Here is a 24,187-nt window from a genome sequence, read left to right as displayed (position 1 = left end):
ATATTGAATTCGGTATAACGATTGTGGCTTAAACCTTTGTTATTCGGGGTTTGGATATTGACTAAAGGTGCGCCGTTTTGGGTTTTTAATATGGTTGGGCGGTTGTTGACGGGGGCGGATTTGTCGGCGATGACTTGGGCGGTGGCATTGCCTATGGCACACAGTAATATAAACAGTGCGGATAATACGGGGGAGCCTGCTGAAAGTTGTGCGCGGAGAGAGGGGGCGGATTTCGGGAACATGTTTTTCCTTTTCTGTCAGTAATCATTAGAAGTATTTTTATTAAAAGTTGCTTTTGCTGTTTTTTATGTCAATTGGATTTACTCCGATATTTCAAAATTCATAATTCACGCTGAATCCATAGCTGCTTTTGGCTACTTGAAAATTCTTGGGCTGGCTTAAGGGCTTGCCTGCAAATAGGTCGTAGCTGAAGATGCCGCCCAGTTTATGCGTGCCTTTAATTCCCAATACGGCACCGGTAAGTTGTTGGCTTGGCCTGTGCTGAGCACTGATGCCTGCTACATGCCCAAAATCCAATCCCAAATACAGTTGATGTGTCGGCAAAAAATATTGGTTGAGGTTGTTTTGAACAAACCAGCCGCGCTCGCCTATTAAACTGTTGTCGCCGTTAAAACCGCGCACGGTATAACGGCCGCCAATAGAAAATTTATCAGGCGGAGTGAGCGGGGTTTTATTCCATTGAGCCTGCCAGCTGCTGTCAAAAGAAAAACGCTGTGTGCCGATGTTAAACGGTGCAGACAGATACAAATGTGCGTTAATAATCTTCATGCGCGATGTACCGCTGATAACATCATTATCATCGTTGTATTCTTCTGGAGCTTTTTGGCTGTTTGCCATGCCTGTGCCGCGTTTGAATGCAACGCCGCCACTCATGTTCCATTGCCTCCATTGCATTCTGTGGTTCAAATCAATTGCCCAGCCGGCCGTTTGCCGCCGCTGTACTTCAATTTCGATATCGTCTAAGTATTTTTTTGTGCGCTGCTGCCACAGTTTCACGGCAGCAGTGGTTTTATATGATGAACTGCGCGACAGCACCCGAGCAAGGGCGATGCCGATATTGCTGCTGCTACCGTTGTAGTCGTAGTTGAGGGTATAACCTTCGGTGGCTTCGTGGTAGCGATAACGGCTGTAATTAAAACTCAGTAACCAATAACCGAATGGCAGCGAGTAATGCAGGCTGTGTCCGCGTGTGCCGCTTTGTGTTTTTATGCCTTCGCTATCGGTATAACTGGATTTGTGCCCCAAATCATGGTTGTAAGACACATAAAGCAGGTCGCTTAAATGCAAGGGATTATCCCAAAACAGTGTAGCATTGCCTTGATATTTGCCAGTGGTGCGGCTGCCTGAATCGTCTGCGCCTATTTGCAGACGCAACGGAAAATCCTGCTGCCAATTGACCACAATATCACTGGCATTTTCTTGTTCGGCGGCTTGGATATTAAGGTCGGCAGATACGGTTGGCAAACGACGCAAATTCTCTAAACCTTGCTCAACATCGCGTAAATTCAAAATCGCTCCTGATTGACTCGGAAACGGCTTGGCTAAAGGATTAAAGCGGCTGTTACCGGGAAAATCAATCTTCGCCAAATAACCTGCTTGTATCTCAATGGTTAGGCTGCCTGAAGCCAAATCTTGCGGTGCAATAACCGCTTGCGAGGTAACAAAGCCTGCTTCAATCAGCAAATTTTGAGCGGCGGTTTGCAAAATTTGAATACCCTTGCCTCCCAAACACATTTCGGGCTGAAAACCCGTTTGTTTGATGAGTTTGGGCAAAAGCAAACGAAAAAAATCAACATCAACACCGCTTACTTGAATCTGCCGAATAACGGCACATGGACTTTCGTGCAGCGGCAAAGTGCTTGATGTGACAGGTGTATCAAGATCGTCTAAATAAACGTCAATTTCGGGCAAATGTTGACTTTGCCATTGCTGTTCACGCTGTTGTTGCCGAATCAACTCCGCATCACCAGCTGCCCAAACGGGCATAGATAACAATAATGTAATAAATAGCAGTAAACGGCTACGTGGTGAAAATAAAAACATACAGCATCTGGGTAATTTAATTGCTTTATAAAGCTTTTTAATCTATTAAAACTATTTTTTTGGCATATTTTAACACTTTTTTTGCTGTTCGTCCTTATTTTTGTCCTTATTTTAGAATCGTAGGTGCGGACTCTCATCAGCAAGAAATCCCTCAAAATCTACTTCAAATGAATAAATCATTCCAAAAAATATTAAACGACTCTTTACATTATTTCATGTTCATATGTGCTTGAACAACTATTTTTTGGGACATAAATACGGCTTTTACTCAAAATATTTGTCAGTACTTATAGCGTTTTTAAAAACATAGTGCTCCAGCTATAGCTGTATGATGAAAGGAGAAAACACTGTTATGGCTTGGTATGGTTTGATTTCAAATTTAAATTTCAGGTAGCCTTACTGGCTGCGAGAAACAGCACAACCATTTTTGGCAGCCGCTATTTTAATCCGTATTCGCTGCCCACGCAGGCTGTGCCGCCAAGACTTTGGCGTAGGTTGGGCACGCTTCGTTATGTGCCCCTTTCAAGTAGCCGGTACTCATTAAAAACTCGTTCACAATTTCACCGCCGACAAAACGAAAATGCTGCTTGAATAATTTTATCCACGCGGCTAACAGCTGCGGATGGTGGGTGTCGAGCCAGTTTTTAAATGAACCGTGCTGTTGCTGCAACAGCATGATTTGTTGGGCATTGTATATGGCAGCACTGATTTTTAAACGGTTGCGCACGATGCCTGCGTCGTTGAGTAACCTCTGTTTTTCGGTGTCGTTAAACGCTGCCACCTGTGCAATATTGAAACCCGCATAGGCTGCCTGAAACGCCGCTTGTTTTTTCAGCATTAATGTCCAACTCAATCCCGCCTGATTGATTTCCAGCACCAGCCGCTCAAATAAGGCGTTATCGTCATCAACGGGAAAACCATAGCAATCATCGTGATAATGTTTATTGGGATTGTCGGTATCCGGCGGCAAAGCATGTGCAAATTCACAGTAATTCATGTTATTTCACTGACCTTAAAGTTTCTGATTTAAAATTTCTTAATGGCCACAGCGATGATAATCTTTGCGCCAACCAATCGCGTAAACTGAGTTTATGCAGACAATAACCGCCCAATGCACCCATAACACTGCCCAACACCGTGTCCCACAACCGTGCTTGAATAATGTTATTTACCGCGCTGAAATCGCCCGCGGCTTCTGCTAAAAAAATAGTTAATGGCGTAATAAATACCACCGCCAGCGCATAATGACGCACCACCAGCGTTTCAATCAACATATTCAAAAGCATCATCACCGCACACAAAGCCCAAATATTCCACGATTGCGACAATAAAAGCCACGCCAAAACCATACCCGCAGCCGTGCCGATGATGCGGTGCAGCTGCTTACGCCACACCGCCCGAAAATTGATCCCTTGAATCACCGCCGCACAGCTCACCGGCACCCAATACGGACGTTCCATTTGCCACAATTGCGCCAGCAGCAAAGATGCACCCACAAACACGCCGATGATAAGTGAATCCACCAGTACCAGCCGCATATCGGCTTCTGCTGCCGGAATGGCTTTGGCCGGCACATCGCGCCACCCCAAATAAAGGCTGTAAAAGAATCCCACCACACAGGCGAGCAGCGCACCCATAAACAACAAACCGACTTGATACGGAATATCGATAATATCCACGGGCATGTACGCACCAATCATCGCCGCCATTAAGAAAAACACCGTTCCCGGCGGCGGTACTTGCACATAACGGCACAACATGGTCAAAACAATGGTCAGCAAGGTAATCATTAACACCATAACCGCCGGAAAATGACTGACTGCCAAACCGAATAAAAAACTCACGCTCATACACATCGCCGCACACAAAATAAACACCATGCGGTGCGCCAGCGCGGTTTGCGGCAAATATAAAAATGTCATGCCACCCAAGCTGGACACCAAGCCATATTCCAAATGCCCGAAATAGGCACCAATAAATAACGGCAAGCCTGATGCCAATGCCGCAGCGAACGGCAGTTCCCACCGCCGTTCGCTGACATTTATTTGCCAAAAATCGTGCCACTGCTGTTGCAGCAATACCCACCAAGATTGCATGTTTCGCTCGTTTTTAATTGATTGAATGATATTTCAAGAATATGTTTGTTTGTATCACAATCAAAAAATCGCTGAAACCCTTTATAAAGAATTTCAGCGATTTTTTTATGCGGCAGCCTACAATTGAAATTGCTGTTATTGTCACTTGACGAATATTTCGAAATCTCATTTCCGCAAGCAGGGGAAACGGACTGTAAAACAGTCCGTTTCAATACCGGCAAGCAAAACACATTAGGATTGTAAATTTTCTTGCCGCGTTTTGTATTCTATTCCCGTAACCTCGGTAGTATATACGTTTACACACTCAAAAAGTTCTTCATCGAACAGTGCGAGATTATAGCCGCCATCACGAAGTGTACTGGCATACTCTATCCCATCATAACGTTTTTGATTTTTAATAAATTCAGAGATATACTGTGTGGGCAGATATTCTAACGGACTATCGCTTCGCCTTAAAGGTCTAGCAAGTTCGATCGCTATTTCCTGAAACACTTTTCGGTTCGCAGCGTATTTTTCAAGCTCACCATCATACAAAAACGGACTGGTGCTTGATAAGCCGGATAGATTTACGACCATTATATCTCGTTTTGATTGAAATTCTCCAATACACACATAGTCAAATGTGTTTGCCCTAACCTCATTCAAAACAGTTTTATCGTCTGACGATAAGTAGAGTATACCTATACCTTCCGGGTTGACACGACCTGCGCTTCTGAAACTTTTCGGCGGGATACTCATTCCAGAAGTCGGAAAACCGCTTTTGCTTGGAGCTATTCGCGCTCTGAACATTTTAGAACCTGCGGGATAATTTTTTGCGACTATTGATAAAAACGACGCGAAAACATCAGCATTGAACATTCCGCTATGAAAGCGATTTTCATTTTTTATTGAATCAGAAAACTTGCTCCAGCTCGCCCCTCTGACCACTCCAAACTCCCGGAGAAAATCTTCGTCATTGAGTTGCGGGATAATGACCTTTTCAGAAAAATATCCGCATCAGCGCGGTAAGCAGAAGAACACAATTTCATCGTTAGTGCCTGAACTGTTTCCCCTCCGGCGGTAAAAATATTCCAGTCATCGTGAAGCGCGGTTTTTAATAACTTCGCATCGGCAGCGTCCGACACAGAATATGACTGAACCAAACTGATTATCATATCAGCTAACGGGTTTGGACTGGCGGCTATATCATATACGGGAACACCCTTTGATGAACAGAAGTCGCAGTTGCCTATTGTGCCTCGCTGCTCAATGGTGTTTCTGATATGAGTATCGTTGAAACACTCGACACAACAGTTCATTTTTCCATACCTCCGTCAAGGTATCTGCCCATCAGTTCCAAATGGTGCATAATCGATAACTTTTTGATTGTCGGAAGTCCGGGATAATATCCGTTTTTAGCGTGAGAAAGCAAAGTATTCAACGCCGCTGTTAGTTGTCTACGCTGGCCGTCGCTATACCATCTTGCGAGCTTTATTACAGCTTCTTGAAACTTACCTGCAACGTCCGAGATGTCCTCGTTTGAATCAGATGTGAAGTGTCGGATACGAAGATTATCATCGGCATCAAAATACACAATATGAATCGCCACGGCATACGGAGCAAATCCACCCTCAACATACTCGTTTCCGATTATTGAGTAGTCGCCAAATCCGACATACCTTTCTTCGCGAAAGTAGAGGTGGTCTTCCGAGAAAAACTCGTCCTCTTGCTTACGATAATCAGCGTTTTTTTCCTGTTTGTTAAATTTATCTTCAAACAAAACCTTGTTCTGAGTGACGGTGCGGCGAAGCTGTCTGTCGTCCGGGAACAGTGTAAATTTTGGCGGAACATCTGCCCACAGGGTTTTATAGGTATCAAGATAGTCGCGGTTCGTCAGCACGGCCACCGCTCTGCTTTTCAATATCCCTTTACTGTCAAGTTGGTGAAGTGTCTCCGATGTTTCTTTTCCGAGTATAACGGCAGGGACAATATAACTGGATACGGCATCAAAAAGCGGAGCTACGCTTGAATCGCCTGATAACTCACCGACAGCAGGATTTAGAATGAGTGCTAACTGCAAGCTCTTCTCGTTGAAAACCTTAATCGTCGTGGTGAATGTGGAACTTAACTTTATCGGTTCAACCACAGGGATAACTGATTTGCTAAGTAGTTCACCTTGCGCTAATTCTTTCAGCGCAAGTAGTTCATACTGTCTGCCTCTGAAATACGGAAAATACATCGTGCTACCTCCTGTAGTTCGTTTTTAGTAATTGCTCTAAGTCCGGAAGTCTGCGCGTCAATCCCGAAAAGTAAACGGTTGACTTCAATTCAGGTTGTATACTCTCAAAAGCGGTCTTAGAAATCTTGTTTCGCTTCTTTAGTTCCTTAAATGCTAAATCCTGAGCCGTTTTAATCGGTATTTGCTGAAACTTTTCTAAACACGCCTTGAAATGGAATACAGGCGCGACTTGCGGTAGTCCTTCAAACTGTTGCAGTATTACGTTTTCATACTCGCGCTTTCGCAATAGTTTGAATATGCAGCTATGGTCAAGATAACCGTCAAATTGGCGCGGGGCTCTGCGCTCTTTTATGCAGCTATGGTCAAGATAATCGTCAAATTGGCGCGGGTATCTGCGGTCTTTGAGGTTAAACCGAACGTTATTGTCATTAACAACATAAATCCCCACGGACTCGCCCATATCTCCCTGTTCGGCAAGTATACGCTCCACACGTTCAAACTCGTGGATTGTAGTCAAAACGGACACATTGCTGAACGCCTTGAAATAATCACTTAACTGGTCGTGAAGCCTGCCAAAGTTATCAAGGTCGGACTTTATCTCATATACTCGCCCCTCACCGTTAATCATCACAAAATCGGCTATATGGCAGCCAATCCGCACTTGTGAAAGGGCAGTCGTAGTGTTTACGCTGTGAATACCTATAAGAAGTTTGTTAAGCAAGGTATTCATATAGTAATACTCGTTGCGATGTTCTTTTCCGAGATGCGCATAAATTTCGCTTATAATCTCGCCGTGCGTCTTATGCTCCGGGTCGTTGACATATCGCTGAACAACATAATCAAACACTTCGTTAGTACCGTTTTGGAGCAAATCACCTATAACGCCGCGAGTAAAAACACGGTTTATTGCTCTACTGTTGTCCGCCATAATACAAATGCTCCTTTCTCATAGATTTTTCCGTGTGTTATTCACACGCGCTACATCAGTTGTAAGAATTACCCGCGTTGTTTACACTTTTCATCAAAATAAAAATACTTCTCTAGTACCTCGTATGGTGTTGCTCCGTTAAGTGATTTATGGGGCTTCACCGTATTGTAGTAGTTGATGAAGCGATTTAGCTCCAGCTTTCGATGCTCACTGTCCTGAAAGCGTGTTCCAACGTTCCCTTGTATTCTGTCCCGTTATCCGAGTATACGCAATCAATCTGATAAGGACATTGTTCTTTAAAAAATCTGCTGCACTGAATTGGCTTTTATCAGGATAAATACCCGCGTACAACTCACGTGAAAAATCGTCAATTCCCACAAACAAATACTCACGGCGTTCTGCTTGTGTTTGACCTGCCAATGCAGGCAAGCGTTTGGTATCCACATGCAACATTTCACCGGGATAAGTTTTATTGTACCGCTGCGCCTGCGCTTTGAGCTTGTCTTGAATGGCTTTTTCTACTTTTGCCAAACACTTTATGCCGTAACGAACTTGTTTGAAGCGGCGATTAGTGCTGTTTTTAGGCACGAATACCTGTAAACGAGCTTCTTTCAAGACTTTATAGATGGTGGGTCTGCTGACGCAATAGGTAGCCGCCAAATCAGAAACGCGGACATTTTCTTCTGTATAAAGCCGCCAAATTTCTTGACGCTGATAGGGCAGTAAACGGGTTCTTTTATGAATGTTCATTACAGTATTTTCCTATAAATACTGTAAACAACGCTGGGAATTTTTACAGCTGCGGTCTTTGGCGCGTTCTGTTTCTACAAGTCCAAGATGTTTTTTACCTCACTACGCGCACACGAAGAATACAAGCAGTTTCCAAAAAAAAATTTACCAATACAGCACAAAATCGAACGCGTTCCCAACCATAAAGATTGGTGAACGGTTCGATTTTGATTGATTTTGGTGCACCGCAAAACAAAACGTTTAACGTGAAGCATGTGCCGGTTTGCGTTGACCTTGATGATGTCCGCCGCTGCGTTTGGCTTGTCCGCCGTTTTCATTGCCGTGGCGGCGCGGACGATCACTCGACCAGTTACCGCTTTTTCCTTGTCCGCTGAAATTGCCGCCGCGTCTGCCTTTTGGTGCGGGTTTCGCAGAAGAACGTTTGCGAGTCGGCTCCATGCCTTCTATTGCCATTTCAGGCAATTTCCGATTCAGATAACGCTCAATTTTGTGGATTTTGACGTATTCATTCACTTCAGCGAATGTTAATGCCAAACCGTGTCTGCCCGCTCTGCCTGTTCTGCCAATGCGATGCACATAATCTTCGGCTTGTTTGGGCAAGTCGTAATTGATAACGTGGGTGATGGTGGGAACATCAATGCCGCGCGCCGCCACATCGGTTGCCACCAGAATCTTAATCCGTCCTTTGCGCAAATCCATTAATGTGCGGTTGCGCCAGCCTTGCGGCATATCGCCGTGCAGACAATTGGCAGAAAAGCCTTTTTCATACAATTCATCAGCCAGCTGTTCGCTCATCACTTTGGTGGAGGTAAAAATCACGCATTGGTCGATGTTGGCATCGCGCAAAATGTGGTCAAGCAAGCGGTTTTTGTGGCGCATGTCGTCGCAATACAGCAATTGCTCATCAATTTTGCCTTGTTCGGCAACGCGGGCAATGTCAATTTGCTGCGCCTGACGCGTGAGGCGTTTCGCCAATTTGCCGACGATACCGTCCCAAGTGGCAGAAAACAGCAGGGTTTGGCGGCTTTCGGGAATGGCGGCAACAATGGTTTCAATGTCTTCAATAAAACCCATGTCCAGCATGCGATCGGCTTCGTCCAGCACCAATACGTCCAAACGCGAAAAATCAATGCGATCTTGGCGCATGTGATCCATTAAACGGCCGGGTGTCGCAACAATCACATCAATCGGACGGCTCAAAGCACGGATTTGCTGACCAAAAGACGTGCCGCCCACCAGCGTAACCGTGCGCAGCCACGGCATATTTTTACCGTACACCTGCGCTTGTTTTTCCACTTGCTGTGCCAATTCGCGCGTGGGCGTTAATACCAATAAACGCGGACCTTTGCCGGGTTTCTCACTGCGTTGCAGCATTTTTTGCAGGGCAGGCAATAAAAAGGCAGCGGTTTTACCCGAACCCGTTTGCGCCGACACCATTAAATCCTGCCCGCTCAAAGCAGCGGGTATGGCTTCAAGCTGTACGGGCGTGGGGCTGTCGTAGCCCGCGCTGAGCAGTGCGTCGGTAAGCGGTTGATCCAAATGTAAATCGGTAAATGATAAAGACATGTCTATCCTAAAAGTAAACGACAAACCTATGGCTGCCTGAAAAATATAATATTCAGGTAGCCTGAAGCAAAAACGGACGATTTAATTAAGGAATGCTACGGCCGGGCTGTCGCAAGCGATGCTGCTTGGGTTAAACATCGGCGACAACCAGCTAAACGACGCGCAATTCGCGCAAACGGGCGGCTGCTGAACAACAAAACCGCTGAAGGCTGAAGACGATGGCTTCAATGAACGGAGTATTATACGGGCTTTCAACACAAAAGGTCAAACGGCAGCGTATTGCGTGGCGTTTCGGCATACTCTGCTATATGATATTGGCTTCTGTTTACTTCATTTATCGGTTTACCGTCATCATGAGACAAATCATTCTGGACACAGAAACCACGGGCTTGCGCGCCGCAGGCGGTGACCGTTTAATCGAGTTTGCCGGTTTGGAAATGATTGACCGCAGGCTTACCGGCAACAGCCTGCATCTGTATATCCACCCCGAGCGCGACATTGAAGAAGAGGCAATTGCCATACACGGCATCTCTTTGGATTTTTTGGCTGAAAAAAAAGCACCTGTATTTGCTGAAGCCGGCAAACAAATTGCCGATTTTATTAAAGATGCCGAATTGATTATTCACAATGCCCCGTTTGACGTCGGCTTTTTGAACATGGAATTCGCCCGCATGGGTTTACCGGCAACCGAAACCATTGCCGGCGGCATCATTGATACGCTCAAAATGGCAAAGACGCGGTATCCTGGGCAGAAAAATTCGCTGGACGCACTGTGTACCCGCCTGAGTATTGACCGAAGCCGCCGTATTTTTCACGGCGCGTTGATTGACTGTGAATTATTAAGCGAAGTGTATTTGGCACTCACCCGCAGTCAATTCAGCTTGGTTGACGGATTGGCAGAAAACAACCAGACACAAACCGCTACACTGCACAACCGCCAACCCTTGCCCCACCCTTTGATTATTCAGGCAGCCGGTGATGCTGAGCTGCACCAACACGAAGCCTATCTGAACGCATTGGGTGAACCGTGTTTGTGGCGGCAGTCTGCCAACCGAAAAGAAGCCGACGCATGAACCGCTGTGCTGCCCTGATTCCCGCCGCAGGTGTGGGTGCACGGTTTGGCGCCAATCTGCCCAAGCAATACATGCCGATTTTGGATAAACCCGTGCTGCGGCATACGGCAGATAAGCTCTTGGCATGTGAACGCTTGGATACGGTATTAATCATTGTGTCGGCAAACGATGCTTATATAGATACCGTTTATCCGCCGAACAGGCTGCCTGAAAAACTGCATATTCTGCGCTGCGGCGGTGAAACACGGGCGCACACCGTTTATCAGGGCATTTGTGCGGCAAAGCAACAGGGCTTACTGAACGATGATGACTGGCTGTTGGTGCACGATGCCGCCCGCTGCTGTTTGCCGAATGCGGCATTAACGCGTTTGCTGGATACTGCGGTAAACCATTCGGTCGGCGGTTTGCTTGCCATTCCGGTATCGGATACTTTAAAGCGCGACAATGGGGCAGACTGTGTTGCCGACACTGTCAGCAGAGCGCGGCTGTGGCAAGCGCAAACGCCGCAAATGTTTCGCACTGCGATGCTGCATCAAGCATTGGCGGCGGCGAATTTAGAAACCATTACAGACGAATCATCGGCAATTGAGGCTTTGGGTTTGTCACCCTTGCTGGTGTTGGGCGACGTGCGCAACATCAAACTCACACAAGCTCAAGATGCTGTTTTGGCAGAATTGTTTTTACGATTACCGTTTTAATCAAGCCCAAAAAACAGCCGCCCAATCCATATCCTCATTTGCCGCGGCATTGCCATTAACCGCAATAAACAATGCTTCAGCAACAACGGTTTAAGTGTAAAATGCGCCAACAACCACGGAAACACACCACATGACAATACGCATCGGACAAGGCTACGACGTTCACCGCTTGGTTGAAGGACGTCCTTTAATTTTGGGCGGTGTAACCATTCCGTTCGACAAAGGTTTATTGGGACATTCCGATGCCGATGCCTTGTTGCACGCCATTACCGATGCTTTACTGGGTGCAGCCGCTTTGGGCGACATCGGCAAACTTTTTCCCGACACCGATGCCGAACACAAAAACGCAAACAGCCGCGACTTATTAAAACGCGCTTATGCGGCGGTGCAAGAAAACGGCTGGTGCGCAGTCAATGTGGACAGCACTATTATTGCGCAAAAACCCAGACTGCGCGGGTATATTGATGCCATGCGCGGCAATATTGCCGCTGATTTGGGGCTGCCTGAAAATGCGGTAAACATCAAAGGCAAAACCAATGAAGAGCTGGGCTATTTAGGGCGGCAGGAAGCCATTGAAGCACAAGCAATTGTATTATTGCGGCGGCTGTAGTTTTCTGTAAACAACATCATTGACATCAACGCAAAAAGGAAATCACATGGCAACACAAGACGAACTCAAACGCATGGCAGCAGAAAAAGCCGTGGAATGGATACCGGAAAACGAATACATCGGTATCGGCACCGGTTCAACCGTGGCATTTTTTATCGAAGCCTTGGCAAAAAGCGGCAAAGACATTCGCGGCGCGGTGTCTTCTTCCAAACAAACCAGCGCATTACTGGCGCAGTACCAAATACCCGAAATCAATTTAAACCAAGTGCACGGCGTTGCGGTGTATATTGACAGTGCCGATGAAATTAACCACTCTTTGCAAATGATTAAAGGCGCGGGCGGGGCTTTGGTCAATGAAAAAATCGTTGCCGCTGCTGCCAATCAATTTATCTGCATTGCTGACGAAAGCAAATATGTTGCGAAACTGGGGCGATTTCCTGTGCCGGTGGAAGTCATCGGACACGCCCGCTCTTTGGTGTCGCGCCAATTGCTGAAACTGGGCGGCGAGCCGACGCTGCGCTTGGGTTTTACCAGCGACAACGGCAATGAAATTGTGGACGTCCACGGCTTGAGTATCTATGAACCCGTGAAAATGGAAATCGCAATTAACGCGATGGCGGGCGTGGTGGACAATGGCTTATTCGCCGCCCGTCCTGCGGATTTACTGTTGCTGGCATGTGCAGACGGCGTGAAAACCATACGCCCGAACGTAACCATTTAATCCTCGGTGCACAAGTTGTTTTATTTTGGTAACTGATACTGGCTGCCTGAAAACCGATCCGATTGGTTGTTCAAGCAACCTGTTATTGCGATGAAACGCAGTTATGCACTTAAAACTGGCACATTGTGTTTGTACTGAAAAGCCAGAATGCTTTTTACGCTTAAACAAACTGATTTCAGGCAGCCCTAACCCATTCGGAGAAAACCACCATGAAAACACGGAATTATTCCTTAATCGGCGCATCAGTAATCAGCGCATCAGTCGTTCTGATGCTGACGGCATGTGGCAGCAGACAGTACCCCCTGCCTGAGTCGGCGCAGGGAGAACCTGCCGTCTCACGCATCGATTTCAAAGGCAGAGAAATGCTTGGAGTAGCATTCACGGGAAAATTAGTCAGCGCACAAGAATCCGACAAAACCACCCCGATACAGAACACCGAACAATACGGCGATATCGTCACCAATCCCGTTCATGCGGTGGCACAAAATCCGATTTCCACATTCAGCATTGACGTCGATACCGGCGGCTATGCCAATGTGCGCCGATTTTTGAATAACGGCACACTGCCGCCTGACAACGCCGTACGCGTGGAAGAACTTGTCAATTATTTTGACTACCACTATGCCCTACCCGCCGGCAACGCACCTTTTGCCGTACACACCGAAACCGTTGATTCGCCGTGGCAGCCCAATGCCAAGCTCATCAAAATCGGCATTCAAGCCAAAGACATCGCCGCCGCACAATTACCGAGTGCCAATCTGGTTTTTTTGGTGGACGTATCCGGCAGCATGAATTCACCTGATAAACTGCCGCTGGTGAAGAAAACCCTGCGCTTGCTTACCGAACAATTGCGCGCGCAAGACAAAGTAACGCTGATTACCTACGCCGACGGTGAACAATTGGTGCTGCCGCCCACTTCAGGCAGCCTCAAACAAACCATTTTGCAAGCCATCAATGGTTTACAGGCGCGCGGTTCAACCGCCGGCGAACAAGCCATTCAAATGGCATACCGCGAAGCGCAAAAAGCCTACATCAAAGACGGCATCAACCGCATTCTGCTTGCCACCGACGGCGACTTTAACGTGGGCATCACCGATTTTGACACCCTCAAAAGCACCGTTGCCGAAAAACGCAAAGCCGGCATATCGCTCACCACTTTGGGCTTCGGCACAGGCAATTACAATGAACGCTTAATGGAACAATTGGCAGACGCGGGCGACGGCAATTACAGCTATATTGACAACGACAATGAAGCCAAAAAAGTATTGCAGCGTCAATTGTCGTCCACCTTGGCAACCGTTGCCCAAGACGTCAAAATCCAAGTGGAATTCAACCCTGCCGCAGTCAAAGAATACCGTCTTGTCGGCTACGAAAACCGCTTATTGAAAAACGAAGACTTTAACAACGACAACGTTGATGCCGGCGACATCGGCGCAGGACACAGCGTAACCGCCTTATATGAAATCATTCCCGCGGGCGTATCGGGCTGGCTGAATGAATCGCGCTACCAGCCCACAGCGTCTGCCAAAGGCAATGCCGAAGAATACGCTTATGTGAACCTGCGCTACAAACTGCCGGGGCAAAGCAGCAGCAAACTCATCAGCCGCCCCGTTCCCGCCAGCAGCAAACCTTTGGCAAAAGCCGACAGCAACACCCGTTTCGCCGTTGCGGTTGCCGCTTATGGTCAAGCACTGCGCGGCGGACAATACAACGGCAAAATGAATTGGCAGCAAATTATTCGCTTGGCACAACAAGCCGACAAACCCGATGAATACGGCTTGCGCGCCGAATTTATCGAATTGGCAAAAATTGCCGAAAGTTTGAGTGCAAAAAAAGCCGAATAAACCCAATGTCAATTTTGACGCACGCGCCGAAAATGCAATCAGCCATTTTGGCAAAACACACGGCGGTGCGTCAATTGATTTAAAAGACATCTGTTCATCATAGCCTTAGCCTTATGGCACAAGCAAAATACTGAATCTTACCCGCATCATTTACCACAGCAAAATCATTTAATCGTTCATTTGCATAACGGACACAACAACCCCGCAACGACAAATACCAACGCAATAAAAGCGCGATACACACCCATGTTATTCGACACCCATTGCCACCTCACCCACCCGCCGCTGTTTCATCGGCTGCCTGAAATATTGGCTGAAGCACGCACCTGCGGCGTATCTTATTTTTTGAGTGCTGCCGCCGACACTGATGATTGGGAAAATTTAATTGCCTTAGCCGCCCAACCAACACATCAAAACGACATTTACATCGCGCTGGGGCTGCACCCTTGGTTTATTGATAGGCTGCCTGAAAATGTGTTCAACCGATTAGACCAAGTTTTGCAGCAACAACCGCAAGCCTTGGTGGGTGAAATCGGCTTGGATTTTCACCGTGCCGCCGATGAAATTTCTCAGCGGCAGCAGCAGTTCGTTTTTGAAACCCAATTGGATTTGGCGAAAACACATCGCCGCGCCGCGGTTATTCACAATGTAAAAAGCGGTGTGGCGTGTTTGGCAAGTTTGCGGCGCACCAATTTCACATTCGGCGGTTTTGTCCACGCTTTTTCAGGCAGCACAGAAGAAGCGCATCAATGGATAAAGCTGGGATTCAAAATCGGCATCGGCTCATTATTACTGAATCCGAACACCAAAAAAGTGAAGCAGCTGGCAAGCCGATTGCCTTTAGACGACATGGTATTGGAAACCGATGCACCCTATATGCCGCCGACACCCCACGCCCCCAATCACCCCAAAAACACCCGCCAAATTGCGGAAATAATCGCCGAACTGCGCGGCATTGACTGGCAAACCGTTGCCGAAGTCAGCACTCGCAATGCTTTATCTGTCATAACAAACCGATAAGCCGAATGTTTCACGTGAAACATTTTTAATCACCGTATCCACACGCAAGCATTTGCGGCAACAAAAATAAACTACGTATTTTGGTTGAAACACCGCTGATTGTGAAACAAAAAACATTGTAAATTCATTGACTGGCAAGCGGTTTTCTGGCGTACAATGATAAACTGTATCGGTTGTGCTTATTGTTTTTTTTGACTGCCTCATTCTCACTGTTTTTTATTCGAGCTAAACGATTTGAAATGAATATCGGGCTGGCTATTGAAAACAGCACAACATTGCACCATATTATGTATAAAGTCACTCAAGCCACAAGGAAAATTATGCACGACTTTTCACCATTAACCATACGCGGTAAAGAACTGATTCCCATCGTTCAGGGCGGCATGGGCGTGGGTGTTTCAGCTTCAGGTTTATCCAGCGCGGTGGCGCGGGAAAACGGTATCGGTACTATTGCCAGCGTGGATTTGCGTCATCTGCACGCCGATTTATTGGCACAATCAAAAGAAAATCCCACTCAAGAAAAATACGACATACTCAACCGCATCGCTTTAGACCGTGAAATTCAGGCAGCCTTAAAACAATCCGAAGGGCAAGGCATGATTGCGGTGAATGTAATGAAAGCGGTAAAAGATCACCCCGCTTTGGTGCGCCAAGCCTGTGAATCCGGTGCACACGCCATTGTTATGGGCGCAGGCTTGCCGCTTGATTTGCCTGAAATGACCGAAGATCACCCCGATGTTGCGCTGTTTCCTATTTTATCGGAATCACGCGGTATTAATATTGTGTTAAAACGTTGGATGAAAAAAAACCGCTTGCCTGATGCCATCGTAATCGAACACCCCTCACACGCTGCCGGTCATTTGGGTGCGGCTTCCATTGCCGGCGTGAACGATGAACGCTTTGAATTCAAACGTGTGCTGGAAGAAACTTTTGAACTCTTTAAAAAACTGGATTTAGAGCGCGAAAAAATTCCGTTGATTGTTGCCGGCGGCATGGCAAACTTTCAAAAAATCACCACTGCCCTGAAAAGCTGGGGTGCATCTGCCGTGCAAATCGGCACTGCCTTTGCCGTAACTCATGAGAGTGATGCCCACATCAATTTCAAAAAAACGCTGGCAGGCGCGAAAATTGAACAAATCGTTGAATTTATGTCTGTAGCGGGTTTGCCCGCGCGCGGCATCAAAACCAAATTCCTCGACAGCTATTTAAAGCGCGAATCCATTTTACAAGCCAATGCCAAAGCCGACCAACGCCGTTGCACCCAAGGCATTAATTGTTTATCGGTTTGCGGCTTGCGCGACGGTTTGGAAAAAGTCGGTCAATTTTGTATTGACTTAAAATTGGCAGCGGCTTTTCGCGGTGAAACCGACAAAGGCTTATTTTTCCGCGGTAAAGATCCGTTGCCGTTTGGCAATGCCATACGAAGCGTTAAAGAAACCGTGCATTATTTGCTCACCGGTGAACAAATACCCGCTAAAAAATCTGCCTGATTCGCATTTATGTTGATGTTTGTTCATCAACATGAAACAACAAGCCAAAAAGCGGGAATGTTTCCGTTTTTTGGCTTGTTTTTTATTTATTTACCAATAAACTACCCATGAATCCCAACCTCAATCAACTTCAAGCCTATCCGTTTGCCCGTTTGCGCCTTGCTACGGAAGGCATCTCCCCGCCTGACGGTGCAACACCCATTCCGCTGCACATCGGTGAGCCGAAACACCCCACGCCCAAAATTATCACCGATGCACTGACAGCCAACATTGATAAACTATCGGTTTATCCCGCCACCGCAGGGCTGCCTGAATTAAAACAGGCTTGCGCCGAATGGCTGCATCGCCGCTATGACGGTTTAACCGTCAATGCACAAACCGAAGTATTACCGGTTTTGGGCAGCCGCGAAGCTTTATTTTCATTTGTACAAACCGTTATCAATGCCGCTGCTGACAAACAACCGATTGTTGTTTGTCCCAACCCGTTTTATCAAATCTACGAAGGAGCGGCATTGCTTGCCGGCGCACGAGTGGTGTTTGCCAACTGCAACGCACCGCGTTTTCTGCCCAATTGGGCAGACATCAGCGAAGCAGATTGGCAGCAAACGCAGCTGGTGTTTGTTTGTTCTCCGAATAATCCCAGCGGCGCAGTCATGAATCAACAAGAATGGGCTGAATTGTTTGCCCTGCAAGACCAATATGGCTTTATTATTGCGTCTGACGAATGCTATTCCGAAATTTATTTTGACCAAAAGCCCTTGGGTGCACTTCAGGCAGCCGCACAATTGGGGCGCGGTTTTGACAAATTGGTGATGTTTACCAGCCTGTCTAAGCGTTCTAATGCGCCCGGTTTGCGCTCAGGATTTGTGGCGGGCGATGCCAAACTTTTGGAAGCCTTTTTACTCTACCGCACCTATCACGGCAGTGCCATGAGCCTGCCCATACAATACGCCAGCATGGCTGCCTGGCAAGACGAGCAGCATGTTGAAGAAAATCGGCGGCTCTACCGTGAAAAATTCGCTGCCATTTTGCCGATACTTGCAGAAACTTTTGAAATTCAGCAGCCCGATGCTTCCTTTTATATCTGGCTGAAAGTACCCGGCGGCAATGATTTGGCATTTACGCAAACCCTGTGGCGAGAAGCAGCCATTCAAGTTTTGCCCGGTCGTTTTTTGGGACGCGATACAGCCAACGGCAACGCCGGTATGGGTTATGTTCGCATCGCTTTGGTTGCACCTTTAGAGCAATGTATTGCCGCTGCACACAAAATAGTTGGCTGCGCTAAAAATTTAACTGTCTGATATTGAATCAATTTACTCAACCCTACATCGGAGGAAATATTCATGAGCGAGCATCAAATCAAACCCAACGAAAAAATTTTGTTGAACGACGAAGACAAAAAAGCAGGAAATTTAACTATCTTTGAACGCGATGTGTTGGGGCATCAAGGCAACCGTAGCGGTGAAGATTCTTCCTCCGCCCCCTTGCCTGAAAACTATCCCTACCGCACCCGTATGCGCCGCGCCGTCTATGAAAAAGAGAAAAAAATCCTGCAAATTGAATTATTAAAAGTACAAAGCTGGGTAAAAGAAAGCGGGCAAAAAATCGTGTGCCTGTTTGAAGGGCGCGATGCCGCAGGCAAAGGCGGTACAATCAAACGATTTATGGAACACCTCAATCCGCGCGGTGCACGCGTGGTTGCCTTGGACAAACCCTCTGCCAGCGAGCGCGGGCAATGGTATTTTCAACGCTACATCAGCCATTTACCCACTGCCGGAGAAATGGTGTTTTTTGACCGCTCTTGGTACAACCGCGCCGGTGTCGAACGGGTGATGGGCTTTTGTGAACCGCATGAATATTTACAGTTTATGCGCCAAACGCCGGAATTGGAACGCATGTTGGTTAATAGCGGCATATCCTTATTTAAATTTTGGTTTTCAGTCAGCCGTGAAGAACAGCTGCGCCGCTTCATCTCCCGCCGCGATGACCCCTTAAAACACTGGAAATTATCCCCTGTGGACATTCAATCACTGGACCGTTGGGACGACTACACCGAAGCCAAAAACACCATGTTTTTCCACACCCACACCGGCGACGCACCTTGGACCATCATCAAATCCGACGATAAAAAACGCGCCCGCATCAACTGTATCCGCTTTTTCCTGCAACAATTGGATTATCCCGACAAAGATGAGAAAGCAGTCGGCAAAGCCGATGAACGCATTGTCCGCGTACCGCAAACCCAGTTTAAAGACACTTTTGATTCGATTGCAGACTGAGTGAATTAACAAGAACACAAAAAAGCGAGGCATTCCTCGCTTTTTTGTTTGGTATATTGTTGGTGTAATAGGAAGAATACTCAAAGTACCGCCACCAGCTTGGCACATTTGTATGACGATACGCTGATGCCCAAAGCCTTGAGAACAGCCCATCAAGAATTGGACACGCTGGTATTAAAAGCCTACGGCTTCTCCCCAAAATTGACCGAACCCGAAATCATCACCGCTTTGTTTGCACGGTATCAGGAATTGCTGGCAGAAGAAGCCAAGGAAGAAAAAACGACAACAAAAACCAAACAAAAGCCAAAAACAAGTGTTTAGGCTGCCTGAAAATGTTTCACGTGAAACATAGCCGCCGATTCGCCGCGCAAAGCATTTGATAATCTGCCGCATTTTTGCGTCAAAAAGTGATGATTTTTTTGGCACTGACAAACCGTTGCCGCAATGCCTTTTTAGGCTTTTTAATGCCTAACTTGGTTGCTATTGCCCATGATTTTAATATAAACGCTTTTAAAAACAGGCTGCCTGAAATATTTCAGGCAGCCTGTTTATTGTTGTCATAAGGGCATGAAGCCATTACATAATTGACAAGGAATTCAATTTTGCTTCGGCTTCTTCGTTATTTTGTCCTCTTTTGCTGTTTAACTGAATTGCCAAGCGCAGATTGTTTTCGGAATCGGCATTTTTCAATGCTTCTTCGTAGGTAATCAAATCGGCTTCATACAAGTCAAACAAAGATTGATCAAAAGTTTGCATACCGAGGTCTTTGGATTTTTGCATGATTTCTTTCAAACCATGTACCTCGCCTTTGCTGACCAAATCGGTAACGGTGGGCGAATTCAACAATACCTCCACCGCTGCCGACCTGCCTTTGCCGTCTTTGGTGGGGATCAGGCGTTGAGCGATAAAACCTTTTAAATTCAAAGACAAATCATTGAATAATTGCTGATGCCGCTCTTCGGGGAAAAAGTTAATAATTCGGTCAATCGCTTGGTTGGCACTGTTGGCATGCAAGGTGGCAATACACAAATGACCTGTTTCGGCAAACGCCAGCGCGTACTCCATGGTTTCAATATCACGAATTTCACCGATCAAAATCACATCGGGGGCTTGGCGCAGGGTGTTTTTCAAAGCAGCAAACCAGTTTTCCGTGTCCACGCCGACTTCGCGTTGGGTAACAATACAATTTTTGTGGGGGTGAACGTATTCAATCGGGTCTTCAATGGTGATGATGTGCCCGAAGCTGTTTTCATTGCGATAGTCAATCAATGAAGCCATTGAAGTGGATTTACCCGAACCCGTACCGCCCACAAAAATGATTAAGCCGCGTTTTTCCATGATCACTTCGCGCAACACCGGCGGCAAATTCAGGTTTTCAAATTTGGGGATTTCGCTGGTGATGGTACGGCACACCAAAGCCGGCGCACCGCGCTGAATCATCATGTTCAGCCGAAAGCGCGAGATGCCCTCTAAATTAATTGCAAAATTACACTCATTGGTTTCGCTGAATTCGGTGCGTTGTTTTTGATTCGCCAAAGCATTTGCAATTGCGTTGGTTTGTTCGGCGGTGAGCGGTTTATCGGTGATTTTGGTGAGTTTGCCGTTGAGCTTCATCGCCGGCGGAAAACCTGCGGTTAAAAACAAGTCAGAACCTTTGTTTTTCACCATATGGCTCAATAAAGAGTGGGCAAATTTTTTGGCTTCTTCAAGATTTAAAGTGGCGGTCATTGTTTCCTGCTTTGTAATATATAAAGAAAATAGTTATCAATACAAATAGTATTAAATGTTACTAATTGTTGGTAAATGTTGGTAAATAGCAAGAATTTAGCAATATCCATACCATATCCAATAATGGTTTACCCAGCATTGAATGTAACAATTAACAGGATTGTTTGCGCTTTTCATCAAAATAAAAACAGCTAAACCACTATTTTTTGCACATGGATACGACTTTTTATTCTGATTTCTACCATACAATGCTTGATTGTTTCGGATTGCTACATGATGAAAAAGAAAGCAGTTTGGCTATATTTCCCTAACGTCTCATCGGATGTTGCTTCGTTAAGTGGTTTATGGGGCTTCATCGTATTATGGTCATTGATGAAACGGTTCAACTTCGACTTTCAATGCTCACCGTCCTTAAAGCGTATTTTGCTGTGCCGCATCTGCATCAACGTCCTGACAACCCGCGTTGCCTTATCATTGGTCTGTGATCGAGCAACCCGATTAAATTGTTAAAGAACCCAGTTTTTAGAAATCAATTCATAAAGCGTGGTCAATACAGGCAAACAAATAACCCAACCATGCCATTCTGCGGCGCGATTGGGTTATTTGCCAAAGCAGTTTAATTACCAATTCTTGTAACGTTGTTTATTCTGCTATCCTTTTGATGAACCGCACAGTATCACTAAACAACTTGCCCTTGCTATGCTTCTTAACAACATCAGCCAAACAAAATCCCTGCTCAAAAATACAGGCTTCAGGCTGCCTGAAAACAAGCAGCCGTCTCACTTGCCGATACAAAACCGACTGAAAATCACCCCCAGCAAATCATCGGCAGTGAATTCTCCGGTGATTTGATTCAATGCCAATTGTGCCAACCGCAGGTGTTCTGCCAGCAATTCAAGCTGTTGATTACCGCATAAAGCCGCGTTGCTTAATTCGGTTTGAGCGATGGTTAAGGCTTCGAGGTGGCGCGTTCGGGCAAGAAACATGCCTTCGCTTTCACCTTGCCAACCGACTTGCTGCAACAATTGCTGTTTCAATAAATCCAAACCGTCTCCGGTTTTTGCAGACAAGGTAATCAGTGCATCGGCTTGGGAAAATGATTTCAGGCTGCCTGAAAATGTTTCACGTGAAACATACGCCGCCGATTCACCGCGCAAATCAATTTTATTGTGAATTTCGATTTTCTTTAATGTATCGGGCAAAGCATCTAAAATGGCTTGGGTTTTGGTGTTGATGCCCTCATTCGGATCAACCAACACCAGCGCAACATCGGCTTCGCGCACGGCTTGATAACTGCGTTCAATACCGATTTTTTCGACTTTATCATCGGTATCGCGCAAGCCGGCGGTGTCAATGATGTGAACGGGAATGCCGTCAAGATGAATCAGTTCGCGCACGGTGTCGCGAGTGGTGCCGGCAATATCGGTAACAATCGCCACTTCATCACCTGCCAAGGCATTGAGTAAACTGGATTTGCCCACATTAGGCGCACCCACCAGCACCACATTCATGCCTTCGCGCAATAATGCACCCTGTTCGGCATGGGCAAAAATAGCCGTCAATTGCTGCCGCAACCGCACCAATTTACCCTCAGCATCGGCGGCTTTGAGAAAATCAATTTCTTCTTCGGGAAAATCCAGCGTGGCTTCCACCAACATACGCAAGCCAATTAAATCATCAACCAGCGCATGAATTTTGTCGGAAAACACACCTTTTAAACTGCGCACTGCCAAGCGCGCCGCTGACTGGCTGGACGCATCAATCAAATCAGCAACACTTTCGGCTTGTGCCAAATCCAGCTTATTATTGAGAAAAGCGCGTTTGGTAAACTCACCCGGCTCTGCCAAACGTGCGCCCAATTGCAAGCAGCGTTGCAGTAACATATTCAACACCACCATGCCGCCGTGTCCTTGCAATTCCAGCACATCTTCACCGGTGAAACTGGCGGGCGCGGCAAAATACAGCATTAGCCCGCTGTCAATGATTTCTCCGTTTTCATCGATGAAATCGGTGTAAAGAGCGCGGCGCGGCTGCGGTGTTTTGCCGCCGCTGATGCTTTGTGCCAACGGCAGCAGCCCGCTGCCCGAAACACGCACTACACCCACGCCGCCGCGTCCGGGTGCAGTGGCAATCGCGGCAATAATGGGCTGTGCGGATACGGTTGATTGCGGTTTACTCATCAGGCTTTTTTCACAAATTCAGATTTCAGATTCATGGCAGAACCGTCAATTTTACAAGCAATGTCATGATCGCCGTCTTGCAAGCGAATATTTTTGACTTTTGTTCCCTGCTTGATGACTTGTGAGCTGCCTTTCACTTTCAGGTCTTTAATCAAAATAACGGTATCGCCGTCGCTTAAAACCGCGCCGTTGGCATCTTTGATTTGATGCACCGCATCGGTTTGCTGTGCTTGCTCTTGCCATTCGTACCCGCATTCGGGGCAAACCAATTGCACGCCGTCGTAGTAAGTTAAATCAGAAGCGCATTGCGGACAGGCAGGATAAGTCATGGGATTTCCTTTGCTATTTAAATAAAGGAAGCATTGTAACGGCAAATGGTGTGTTTTTCCGCTGCCCAAATGCAGTCAAGTTCTGGAGCAACTCAATACCAAAGAATTCATATTCATCGTGATGACCATACAGCAAGCTGATGATCGATTATTTCGGCTGTTTACGGCAGCAGCTGAATGAGTAATTGCCACCCATCGCTTTCTTTGAACAGGCTGCCTGAAAATACAGCCAAACGACCATTTTTTATACGTGGATACAGCTTTTTCATCACCTTGGCTCAAAATTAAAAATATCGGTTATGGTGTAAGAAATCCCAGCGTTGTTTACAGTATTTATAGGAAAATACTGCAATGAACATTCATAAAAGAACCCGTTTGCTGCCCTATCAGCGTCAAGAAATTTGGCGGCTTTATACAGAAGAAAATATCCGCGTTTCTGATTTGGCGGCTACCTATTGCGTCAGCAGACCCACCATCTATAAAGTCTTGAAAGAAGCGCGGTTACAGGTATTCGTGCCTAAAAACAGCACTAACCGCCGCTTCAAACAAGTTCGTTACGGCATGAAGCGTTTGGCAAAAGTAGAAAAAGCCAT

Annotated in this window: 20 protein-coding genes and 3 pseudogenes; 11 read left to right on the top strand and 12 right to left on the bottom strand. The window is 46.6% G+C overall.

Annotation, left to right across the window (positions count from 1 at the left end; genetic code table 11):
• The 9 genes and pseudogenes from Q384_RS14570 to Q384_RS07090 all read right to left on the bottom strand — a co-directional run.
• Window positions 1-146: pseudogene (locus Q384_RS14570) on the bottom strand (two-partner secretion domain-containing protein); the annotation flags it as partial.
• A 187-nt stretch (window positions 147-333) separates the two neighbouring features.
• Entirely contained in the window at window positions 334-2,064 is a 1,731-nt protein-coding gene (locus tag Q384_RS07130) for a ShlB/FhaC/HecB family hemolysin secretion/activation protein (RefSeq protein WP_037586870.1), read from the bottom strand.
• Between the two features lie 442 nt (window positions 2,065-2,506).
• Window positions 2,507-3,061 (bottom strand): DNA-3-methyladenine glycosylase I, encoded by a 555-nt coding sequence (locus Q384_RS07125; protein WP_037586869.1) that lies wholly within the window; start codon window positions 3,059-3,061, stop codon window positions 2,507-2,509.
• A gap of 1 nt (window position 3,062) precedes the next feature.
• Entirely contained in the window at window positions 3,063-4,160 is a 1,098-nt protein-coding gene (locus Q384_RS07120; protein ID WP_051940638.1) for an FUSC family protein, read from the bottom strand.
• A 231-nt stretch (window positions 4,161-4,391) separates the two neighbouring features.
• The gene (locus Q384_RS07115; RefSeq protein WP_156956491.1) at window positions 4,392-5,087 is read right to left on the bottom strand and encodes an RES family NAD+ phosphorylase; all 696 of its coding nucleotides are present in this window, start codon (window positions 5,085-5,087) and stop codon (window positions 4,392-4,394) included.
• A 367-nt stretch (window positions 5,088-5,454) separates the two neighbouring features.
• Complete coding sequence (locus Q384_RS07105) at window positions 5,455-6,378, bottom strand: sce7725 family protein (RefSeq protein WP_037586865.1); 924 nt, start codon at window positions 6,376-6,378, stop codon at window positions 5,455-5,457.
• A 4-nt stretch (window positions 6,379-6,382) separates the two neighbouring features.
• Window positions 6,383-7,306, bottom strand: a complete 924-nt coding sequence (locus Q384_RS07100) for a sce7726 family protein (protein WP_037586863.1) — start codon at window positions 7,304-7,306, stop codon at window positions 6,383-6,385.
• A gap of 68 nt (window positions 7,307-7,374) precedes the next feature.
• Window positions 7,375-8,056, bottom strand: a pseudogene (locus Q384_RS07095) (integrase core domain-containing protein).
• Between the two features lie 240 nt (window positions 8,057-8,296).
• On the bottom strand, window positions 8,297-9,622 hold the full coding sequence (locus Q384_RS07090; RefSeq protein WP_037586857.1) for a DEAD/DEAH box helicase: 1,326 nt from the start codon (window positions 9,620-9,622) through the stop codon (window positions 8,297-8,299).
• 308 nt (window positions 9,623-9,930) lie between these two features.
• Between Q384_RS07090 and dnaQ the strand changes: the two genes are divergently transcribed.
• The 10 genes from dnaQ (at window position 9,931) to Q384_RS07040 (ending at window position 19,678) form a co-directional block, all read left to right on the top strand.
• On the top strand, window positions 9,931-10,695 hold the full coding sequence (gene dnaQ / locus Q384_RS07085; protein ID WP_051940640.1) for a DNA polymerase III subunit epsilon: 765 nt from the start codon (window positions 9,931-9,933) through the stop codon (window positions 10,693-10,695).
• Complete coding sequence (gene ispD / locus Q384_RS07080) at window positions 10,692-11,393, top strand: 2-C-methyl-D-erythritol 4-phosphate cytidylyltransferase (RefSeq protein ID WP_037586855.1); 702 nt, start codon at window positions 10,692-10,694, stop codon at window positions 11,391-11,393. Before dnaQ ends, ispD begins: the two co-directional genes overlap by 4 nt.
• 130 nt (window positions 11,394-11,523) lie before the next feature.
• Entirely contained in the window at window positions 11,524-12,003 is a 480-nt protein-coding gene (gene ispF, locus Q384_RS07075; protein WP_037586852.1) for a 2-C-methyl-D-erythritol 2,4-cyclodiphosphate synthase, read from the top strand.
• 46 nt (window positions 12,004-12,049) lie between these two features.
• Window positions 12,050-12,724 (top strand): ribose-5-phosphate isomerase RpiA, encoded by a 675-nt coding sequence (gene rpiA / locus Q384_RS07070; protein WP_037586850.1) that lies wholly within the window; start codon window positions 12,050-12,052, stop codon window positions 12,722-12,724.
• A gap of 209 nt (window positions 12,725-12,933) precedes the next feature.
• Window positions 12,934-14,568, top strand: a complete 1,635-nt coding sequence (locus tag Q384_RS07065; protein WP_037586849.1) for a vWA domain-containing protein — start codon at window positions 12,934-12,936, stop codon at window positions 14,566-14,568.
• Between the two features lie 246 nt (window positions 14,569-14,814).
• Window positions 14,815-15,588 (top strand): TatD family hydrolase, encoded by a 774-nt coding sequence (locus Q384_RS07060; protein ID WP_037586847.1) that lies wholly within the window; start codon window positions 14,815-14,817, stop codon window positions 15,586-15,588.
• Between the two features lie 320 nt (window positions 15,589-15,908).
• On the top strand, window positions 15,909-17,078 hold the full coding sequence (locus tag Q384_RS07055) for an NAD(P)H-dependent flavin oxidoreductase (RefSeq protein ID WP_425423479.1): 1,170 nt from the start codon (window positions 15,909-15,911) through the stop codon (window positions 17,076-17,078).
• A gap of 107 nt (window positions 17,079-17,185) precedes the next feature.
• The gene (gene dapC, locus Q384_RS07050) at window positions 17,186-18,379 is read left to right on the top strand and encodes a succinyldiaminopimelate transaminase (protein ID WP_037586843.1); all 1,194 of its coding nucleotides are present in this window, start codon (window positions 17,186-17,188) and stop codon (window positions 18,377-18,379) included.
• 42 nt (window positions 18,380-18,421) lie between these two features.
• Window positions 18,422-19,357 carry a polyphosphate kinase 2 gene (gene ppk2 / locus Q384_RS07045; RefSeq protein WP_037586842.1) on the top strand — a complete coding sequence of 312 codons (936 nt, stop codon included), beginning with the start codon at window positions 18,422-18,424 and terminating at the stop codon, window positions 19,355-19,357.
• Between the two features lie 99 nt (window positions 19,358-19,456).
• Complete coding sequence (locus Q384_RS07040) at window positions 19,457-19,678, top strand: type IIL restriction-modification enzyme MmeI (RefSeq protein WP_051940635.1); 222 nt, start codon at window positions 19,457-19,459, stop codon at window positions 19,676-19,678.
• A 255-nt stretch (window positions 19,679-19,933) separates the two neighbouring features.
• On the opposite strand, the gene Q384_RS07035 is transcribed toward Q384_RS07040, so the two are convergent.
• The 3 genes from Q384_RS07035 to Q384_RS07025 all read right to left on the bottom strand — a co-directional run bounded on the left by Q384_RS07035 (window position 19,934) and on the right by Q384_RS07025 (window position 23,594).
• The gene (locus tag Q384_RS07035; RefSeq protein WP_037586841.1) at window positions 19,934-21,085 is read right to left on the bottom strand and encodes a PilT/PilU family type 4a pilus ATPase; all 1,152 of its coding nucleotides are present in this window, start codon (window positions 21,083-21,085) and stop codon (window positions 19,934-19,936) included.
• A gap of 779 nt (window positions 21,086-21,864) precedes the next feature.
• Entirely contained in the window at window positions 21,865-23,265 is a 1,401-nt protein-coding gene (gene mnmE / locus Q384_RS07030; RefSeq protein WP_037586840.1) for a tRNA uridine-5-carboxymethylaminomethyl(34) synthesis GTPase MnmE, read from the bottom strand.
• On the bottom strand, window positions 23,265-23,594 hold the full coding sequence (locus Q384_RS07025; protein ID WP_037586838.1) for a zinc ribbon domain-containing protein YjdM: 330 nt from the start codon (window positions 23,592-23,594) through the stop codon (window positions 23,265-23,267). Before Q384_RS07025 ends, mnmE begins: the two co-directional genes overlap by 1 nt.
• A 351-nt stretch (window positions 23,595-23,945) precedes the next feature.
• On the opposite strand from Q384_RS07025, the pseudogene Q384_RS07020 reads away from it, so the two are divergent.
• Window positions 23,946-24,187, top strand: a pseudogene (locus Q384_RS07020) (IS481 family transposase); the annotation flags it as partial.

Source organism: Stenoxybacter acetivorans DSM 19021 (genome assembly GCF_000745895.1).
GTDB classification, from domain to species: Bacteria; Pseudomonadota; Gammaproteobacteria; order Burkholderiales; family Neisseriaceae; genus Stenoxybacter; species Stenoxybacter acetivorans.
Note: the sequence above shows the minus strand (reverse complement) of the source record. Positions and strands in the feature narration are given on the sequence as shown.